The organism is Methylobacterium sp. B1 (assembly GCF_000333255.1).
GTDB classification, from domain to species: domain Bacteria; phylum Pseudomonadota; class Alphaproteobacteria; order Rhizobiales; family Beijerinckiaceae; genus Methylobacterium; species Methylobacterium fujisawaense.
The window spans coordinates 1-7,263 of the sequence record NZ_BACT01000391.1 but is presented as its reverse complement, the minus strand read 5'-3'; the positions used below and the strand labels follow the sequence as shown (position 1 = coordinate 7,263).

Annotated in this window: 6 protein-coding genes and 2 pseudogenes; 6 read left to right on the top strand and 2 right to left on the bottom strand. The window is 71.0% G+C overall.

The annotated features are described in order from the left end of the window. From I53_RS11435 to I53_RS11410, 6 genes and pseudogenes are all read left to right on the top strand, one after another. Positions 1–513 (top strand): annotated as a pseudogene (locus I53_RS11435) (biotin-independent malonate decarboxylase subunit beta); the annotation flags it as partial. Then, positions 500–1,216, top strand: a complete 717-nt coding sequence (gene mdcE, locus I53_RS11430) for a biotin-independent malonate decarboxylase subunit gamma (RefSeq protein WP_043350649.1) — start codon at positions 500–502, stop codon at positions 1,214–1,216. The pseudogene I53_RS11435 and the gene mdcE, both read left to right, overlap by 14 nt. After that, a complete protein-coding gene (mdcG, locus tag I53_RS11425; protein WP_043350646.1) occupies positions 1,209–1,868 on the top strand; it encodes a malonate decarboxylase holo-[acyl-carrier-protein] synthase in 660 nt (219 codons plus the stop codon). The genes mdcE and mdcG overlap by 8 nt, the downstream gene beginning before the upstream one ends. Continuing rightward, positions 1,865–2,791, top strand: a complete 927-nt coding sequence (locus I53_RS11420; protein WP_043350644.1) for an acyltransferase domain-containing protein — start codon at positions 1,865–1,867, stop codon at positions 2,789–2,791. Before mdcG ends, I53_RS11420 begins: the two co-directional genes overlap by 4 nt. A gap of 176 nt (positions 2,792–2,967) precedes the next feature. Further along, positions 2,968–3,951 carry a GDP-mannose 4,6-dehydratase gene (gmd, locus tag I53_RS11415; RefSeq protein WP_043350641.1) on the top strand — a complete coding sequence of 328 codons (984 nt, stop codon included), beginning with the start codon at positions 2,968–2,970 and terminating at the stop codon, positions 3,949–3,951. Positions 3,952–4,020: 69 nt separating this feature from the next. Continuing rightward, on the top strand, positions 4,021–5,502 hold the full coding sequence (locus I53_RS11410; protein WP_043350639.1) for an aldehyde dehydrogenase: 1,482 nt from the start codon (positions 4,021–4,023) through the stop codon (positions 5,500–5,502). Positions 5,503–5,547: 45 nt separating this feature from the next. Here the strand turns inward: I53_RS11410 and I53_RS11405 are convergent, their stop codons facing one another. Together I53_RS11405 and I53_RS11400 are read right to left on the bottom strand one after the other, a co-directional pair. Next, positions 5,548–6,786, bottom strand: coding sequence for a hypothetical protein (locus I53_RS11405; RefSeq protein WP_251982299.1), 1,239 nt, complete (start codon positions 6,784–6,786; stop codon positions 5,548–5,550). Positions 6,787–6,905: 119 nt separating this feature from the next. After that, positions 6,906–7,263, bottom strand: a pseudogene (locus I53_RS11400) (lipopolysaccharide biosynthesis protein); the annotation flags it as partial.

Sequence of the window (7,263 nt, the reverse complement as noted above, 5' to 3'; positions counted from 1 at the left end):
TCGATGTGCGCGTCGCAGGCATCCCCGTGATCGGGCTGATCGGCGGCCGGGCCGGCTGCTACGGCGGCGGGCGGCCTGATCGCCGGCACCTGCTCGCGGCTCGCGGTCTCGGAGGGCGGCCGCATCTCGGTGTCCGGCCCCGAGGTCATCGAGACCAACAAGGGCGCGGAGGAATTCGATTCCCGCGACCGGGCGCTGGTCTGGCGCACCATGGGCGGCAAGCACCGCCGCCTGATCGGGGGTGCCGACGCCTTCTGCGCCGACACCGTCTCGGCCTTCCGCAAGGCCGCCCGCGATCTCGTCGGCCGCGCGCCGGCCTTCGACCTGGACACCCTCGAGGCCGAGCAGGCCCGCCTGGAAGCCCGGATCGACCGGTTCGGCGATTGCCGCGACGCCACGGATGCCTGGGCCCGCCTGGGCGTGAACGATCCCGAATCCGTGCCGGCAATGGATACGGACGCCTTCGCGGAGACCGTGGCACGAAGCCCGGAGGCCGACCATGACGCTCGCTGAGATCCTCGCCTCCCTCTTCCCGCAGGGCCACGCGGTCGCGGTGCGCGAGGGCCTCGTGACCGGCACCGGTCCGTTCGGGGACGGCCCGATGCACGTGGTGGGCATCGACGGCGACACGCCCCTCGGCGTCGACGGGGCGCTCGTCCTGTCGCGCGCCGTGCTCAATGCCGTGCGCACCGGCGACCGCGCGCCGATCCTGGTGGCGGTGGATTCCGACAGCCAGCGCATGAGCCGCCGTGACGAGCTTTTGGGTCTCAACGAATGCCTCGCCCATCTCGCCAAGGCGCTGCTCCTGGCGGACCGGTCGGGCCATCCGACGATCGGGCTGATCTACGGCCACTCGGCCGCCGGCGCCTTCATCGCCACGGCCCTCGCGACGCGGGTCCTGGCGGCGCTGCCCGGGGCCAATCCCAGCGTCATGGATCTGCCGTCCGTCGCCCGGGTGACCAAGCTGCCCCTCGACACCCTTGAGGAGATGGCCAAGTCGACCCCCGTCTTCGCCCCCGGCCTCGACAACATGGTGGCGGCCGGTGCCGTCCACGTCGTTCTGGACCAGGACCGGCCCCTTGGCGGCCAGATCCGCGCGGTGATCGACACGATGGAGGCGGAGGACGTCCGCGACCGGCTGGGCGCCGAGCGGGGCGGCCGCCCGGTCGCCCACACCGTCGCGGCGGCCGTCGCCGATCAGGCGCGCCTTGGCTGAGCCCTTCCGACGCCACGACCTCGTCCGCGTCGATCCGGCGGCCTGGGACGCGTGGCGCGCGGACCGGCCCGATCTCTGCGCCGTCCCCCATCTGGAGGGCTGGGCCGCGGCGGGCCGGCCCTTGATCGTCCGCCGCCGTGTTCCCGGTGAGACCGGCGACGCGGTGCCGCTCGGCCTGCCGCTGCCGCCCGCGGACGGCAAGCGGCGGATCGGGCTCGCCCTGCCGGCATCCGCGCTGTCGCCCGTACCGGCGGTGAGCCTCGCCGAGGCCGCCGCCGACGCCCCGGCGTCATGGGGTCCGGCCGTCGACGCCCTCACGGCGCTCGGCCGACGGCACGGCCTGGTGCCGCGCCCCTTCGGCAGCCTCCTCTGGCAGGCTGTCACGGGCCTCACCTACCTGAGCGCCGCCTCCGACCTCGACCTGCTCTGGCCGTGCCGAGTTCCGGTGCCGGTCGGTCTTCTCGACGGTATCGCCGCCGTGGCTGAGACGGCACCGATGGGCATCGATGGGGAGATCCTGCTGCCGGACGGCGCCGGTCTGCACTGGCGCGAGCTGCGCGACGCGCCGGAAGACGGTTCGGTGCTCGCCAAGAGCCTGGACCGTCTAGCCCTGCAGGCGGTCGCGGGCCTGCGCGGCCCCGGCCCGGCATGACCCTCGCGATCCTCCTCTCCGGGCAGGGCGGCCAGCACCCGGCCATGTTCGACCTCACGGCCGATCATCCGGCCGCGCAGGAGGTGTTCGCTTCCGCCAGACCGCTTCTCGGCGGCACCGATCCGCGCGACCTGGCCCGCGCGGGCGGCGACAACCTGCAGGCGAACCGGACCGGTCAGATCCTGTGCTGCGTCGCCGCCCTGACGGCGTGGCGGGCGCTGGCCGGGGCGGCATCGGACCGCTCGATCGTGGCCGGCTACAGCATCGGCGATCTCGCGGCGTGGGGCGTCGCCGGACGCCTCGACCACGCGGACGTGCTCGCTCTCGCTGCGCGACGCGCGGAGGCCATGGATGCCGCTTCCGGCGCGGGGTTCGGGCTGGCGGGGATCCGCGGTCTGAGCCTCGACGCGCTCGCGGATCTTGCGGCACGCCACGGTTGCCACATCGCCATCCGCAACGCGGCCGACAGCGGCGTCGTCGGCGGTCCGCGCGAGGCGCTGGCGGCGCTGTGCCGGGATGCGACCGGCTCGGGCGCGCAGCGGGCCGTGGTCCTGCCCGTCCACACGCCGTCGCATACGCCCCTGCTGGATGCCGCAACGGTGGGCTTTCGGGACGCGCTCGCCGCGGTGTCGCCGCGCCGTCCGCCGGCCCGCGCGCCGCGCCTGGTCAGCGGGCTGGACGGGAGCACGGTGTTTCGCGACGCGGACGGTCGCGAGAAGCTGGCGCTTCAGATCTCGCGCACGATCGACTGGGCCGCCTGCCTTGAGGCATGCCGCGAGTACGGCGCGGACCGCGTGCTCGAACTCGGGCCGGGGCATGCCCTCGCCACGATGGCCCGGGCCGCCCTCCCGGCGGCACGCGTCCACGCCGTCGAGGAATTCCGCTCGCTCAGCGGTGTGACGGACTGGCTCGCGCGACCTTAGTCACGCCGCACATATGCCGCACATCCATTGCGGTTGGCCGTGCCTCTGCGACGCTAGTCTGGTGATGGGCCAGTCCGGCCCCGCTCGCCTGGCACAATACTGATGTCGACACCTCGCCTTGACGCGCGGCCCGTTGCGGTCGTAGCAGCCGGGCATCTTCGGGACGGGACGGGTTCATGACGGCCAAGCGAGCGCTGATCACGGGTGTGACGGGCCAGGACGGCGCCTATCTGGCGCAGCTGCTGCTGCAGAAGGGCTACGCCGTCACCGGCATCGTGCGGCGCTCCAGCCATGCCGGCGTGTTCGACCACCGGTTGAAGTGGCTCGGCATCCTCGACGATGTCGAGCTGGTCGACGGCAACCTGCTCGACCTCTCGGCGCTGATGCGCATCGTCCAGGCCGCCAAGCCCGACGAGATCTATAACCTCGCCGCCCAGTCCTTCGTGACCTCGTCGTGGCAGCAGCCGCTTCTCACCGGGCAGGTGACCGGCCTCGGCGCCGCGCACATGCTGGAATGCCTGCGCTCGGTCGCCCCCCAGGCGCGCTACTACCAGGCCTCGACCTCGGAGATGTTCGGCCTGATCCAGGAGGCCAAGCAGAGCGAGTCGACGCCGTTCTACCCGCGCTCGCCCTACGGTGTGGCCAAGCTCTACGCCCACTGGATGACCATCAACTACCGGGAGAGCTTCGGGCTGCACGCGTCGAACGGGATCCTGTTCAACCACGAGAGCCCGCTGCGCGGGGTCGAGTTCGTGACCCGCAAGGTCACGGACGCGGTGGCGCGGATCAAGCTCGGCACGCAGAAGGAGCTGCGGCTCGGCAACATCGACGCCAAGCGCGACTGGGGCCACGCCCGCGACTACGTGCAGGCGATGTGGCTGATGCTGCAGCAGGACCGCCCGGACGATTACGTGATCGCCACCGGCCGGACCACGACGGTGCGGGACATGTGCGCGATCGCGTTCAAGCATGTCGGCCTGACCATGGACGACCACCTCGTCATCGACCCGGCGCTGTTCCGGCCCGCGGAGGTGGAAGTGTTGCTCGGCAACCCCGCCAAGGCGAAGGCGACCTTCGGCTGGGAGGCCGAGACCAGCCTGGAGGCCCTGATCACCGAGATGGTCGACGCCGACATCAAGCGCCTCAGCGCCAACGCCTGAGACGGCCGGGCTCGCCGGAGGCGGGCCCCGGATCCATATGGCGCGCATCCGCAGTCGGAGGAGCGCGCCGTGAAGACCTACCAGCTCTACATCGACGGGCAATTCGTCGATCCGGTCGAGGGCTCGTGGTTCGAGTCCATCGATCCCTATCGCGGTGAGCCCTGGGCCCGGATCCCACGTGCCGGGCGGGCCGATGTCGACCGGGCGGTGGCCGCCGCCAAGCGCGCCATGTGGGAGGGCCCCTGGGCCACCATGACGGCCACCGCGCGCGGCAAGGTGCTGCGCCGGATCGGCGACCTCGTGGAGCGCGAAGCGAAGGCTCTCGCCGAGGTCGAGGTCCGCGACAACGGCAAGCTGTTCGCCGAGATGTACGGCCAGACCCGCTACCAGCCGGAATGGTGGTGGTACTATGCGGGGCTGTCCGACAAGGTCGAGGGCGCCCAGGTGCCGATCGACAAGCCCGAGACCTTCGCGTTCACCCGGCACGAGCCGGTGGGCGTGGTCGGGGCGCTGACGGCGTGGAACTCGCCGCTCCTGTTCGTGGCCTGGAAATGCGCGCCCGCGCTCGCGGCCGGCTGCGCGGTCGTGGTGAAGCCCTCCGAGTTCGCCTCAGCCAGCACGCTGGAATTCGCCCGGCTCACCAAGGAGGCGGGGCTGCCCGACGGGATGTTCAACGTCATCACCGGCTTCGGCGGCGAGGCCGGCAGCGCGATCGTCGAGCATCCGGACGTTGCCAAGATCACCTTCACGGGCTCTGACGTGACCGGCGCGAAGGTCTACGAAGCGGCCGCGCGCCAGATCAAGCGCGTCTCCCTGGAACTCGGCGGCAAGTCGCCCAACATCGTCTTCGCCGATGCCGACCTGAAGGCCGCCGCCGCTGGCGCGATCTCGGGCATCTTCGCGGCCACCGGGCAGACCTGCATCGCCGGCTCGCGCCTGCTGGTTCAGAACAGCATCCGCCAGGAATTCACCGACCGACTGATCGAACTCGCCCGAACCGCCAAGCTCGGCGACCCGATGCAGGCGGACACCAATATCGGGCCGATCACCACGCCGCCGCAATACACGAAGGTGCTCGACTACATCGCGCTGGCCAAGAGCGAGGGGGCCCGCTGCGTCTTCGGCGGCAATCCCGCCTCCGGTCCCGGCGTGCTCGGCGGCCAGTTCGTCGAGCCGACGATTTTCACCGGCGTCACCAACGACATGCGTATCGCCCAGGAGGAGGTGTTCGGCCCGGTCCTGTCGATCATCGGCTTCGAGGACGAGGCCGAGGCGCTCCGGCTCGGCAACGACGTGATCTACGGGCTCGCCGCCGGCGTTTGGACGCAGGATATCGGCCGCGCGATGCGGATGTCGAAGGGGCTGCGGGCCGGCACCGTCTGGGTGAACACCTACCGGGCGGTGAGCTACATGATGCCGTTCGGCGGCATGAAGCGCTCCGGCATCGGCCGCGAGAGCGGCATCGAGTCGATCCGCGAGTTCTTGGAGACCAAGAGCGTCTGGATCTCGACCAGCCGCGACGCGCCGGAGAACCCCTTCGTCATGCGGTGATGGCAGCGGCCGCGCCGTCGCAGATCGCGGCGGCGCGGCCGGCCCTCAGGGTCGCTGGCCGGTCGCGGATGCCGCGCGGTCGGGCGGCAGGGCGAGGGATGCCAGGATGAAGCCCATGAAGAAGAGGAAATACTGGTTGACCGACAGCTCCTCGAACATCAGCGACGGGATGAGGAACAGGGCGCTGTAGGTCAGGAACGGCCCGAAGGCGGCGGGCGCCAGCAGGATCCGGCCCAGACCGGAGAGGAGCAGCAGCGCCACCGCGATGCCGCTCTGAAGCGCCAGCGAGACGAAGCCGTTATGCGGCGTCACGAGGCCGGTCAGCGCCTGAAGTTCCTCCCGCCTGGCGACCTCGCCGACGCCGAACGGGTATTCAACGACGAGCTGGAGCGCGGTCACGCCCGACAGGAACCGCTCGTCAAAATTGCCCGTGACGTTGCGATCTTCGGCAAAGCGCCGCTCGATCGCCTGGGACAGGGTTCCCGGCAGAGGGATCTCCCCCGTCACGGCCCAGGCCACGAGCAGAAGACCGAGCACACCGAATACGGCCAGCACGGCGGGCGCCTTGAGGTTCCGCCGCATCAGCAGGCCGAGGAACAGCAGCGGCATGAACAGGCCGGCGCGGTTGTTGGTGAAGGGGAAGCTCGCCAGCAGGGCCGCGAAATAGGCGAGATAGATCGCCTTCAGGCGATAGCGCAGGCTGAGCACCAGGGACGCCGCCCCGCCCAGGGCGAAGACATGGCCGGTCTCGTTTCCCGAGGCCCAGAGGCCACCCTGCTTGTCCTGCACGAACAGCTTCAATTCCTCGTCGAGCCCGTCCGTGGGGACCGCGAGCCCGAACCGTTCGAGCTGCAGGCCCGAAGCGGCGAGCAGCAGCACGGCGAGGGAGGCGAGCAGGCCGGCGAGCAGGCCGATGCAGAACGCCTCCTCGACGCGCCGGTCGCGGAACATGACCAGCAGGATGAACGCCTGGACCACGTAGAGCAGGAGGACGAGGGTCAGGTAGACGTCGCCGGCCTGCTTGTGCGCCTTCAGCACCAGCGAGGCCGCGATGAGCACCAGGATGCCGGCGAGCGGCGCGGCCTGACGCAAAGCTTCCGCGATGACGGCGCGGCGCAGCCCGAGCCAGGGGATGAGCAAAAACGGGAGAAGATCGGACAGGCGCTGAAACGGCAGCCCGAAAGTCGAGGTCAGCACGTTGAAGTTCAGGGCCGCGCCGAGCAGGAACACCGCGACGCGATCCGCCAGCAGGGACGCGGCCGGCGCACCTGTTCCGATGGGCACCGCCTGTCCCGTCATGGTCCCGCACCGTCTGAACGCGCACCCGCCGCCGATGAACCGTCTCCGCCGGCCGCGACCTTCGGTGGACAATGTCGTCCAGAAAGGTTGGCGGAGGGTGCAGATCAGGCGGCACGACGCAGAAAGAAGCCGAGCGCCGTGCGGAGCGTGTCCCGCATGAGGAGCCAGGCGAGACCCAGATAGGCCACGATCCCGATGCCGATTGCCGCGAAGAGGCCGACCCGATCCCCGAGGGCGGCGTCGAGCGGGCTCTGGACGAGCAGCACGAGCCCGGCCATCGCCCCGGCACAGAGCGTGATCGGCGTCAGGATCCGGACGAGGCGCCCATTCGTCACCGGGACGATGCGCCCGGCACTGGCGACGATCGCGGGCGAGAACAGGTAGGCCCGGACCACGTGCCCGGCGACGAGGGCGGCGAGGCCGAAGGGCGCGGTCACGACGGCCGCGACGGCGCCGAGGCCG

Excerpts from the sequence above, each read along its gene's own strand:
- mdcE (WP_043350649.1), top strand. The coding sequence starts at position 500 with ATGACGCTCGCTGAGATCCTCGCCTCCCTCTTCCCGCAGGGCCACGCG.
- I53_RS11420 (WP_043350644.1), top strand. The coding sequence starts at position 1,865 with ATGACCCTCGCGATCCTCCTCTCCGGGCAGGGCGGCCAGCACCCGGCC.
- gmd (WP_043350641.1), top strand. The coding sequence starts at position 2,968 with ATGACGGCCAAGCGAGCGCTGATCACGGGTGTGACGGGCCAGGACGGC.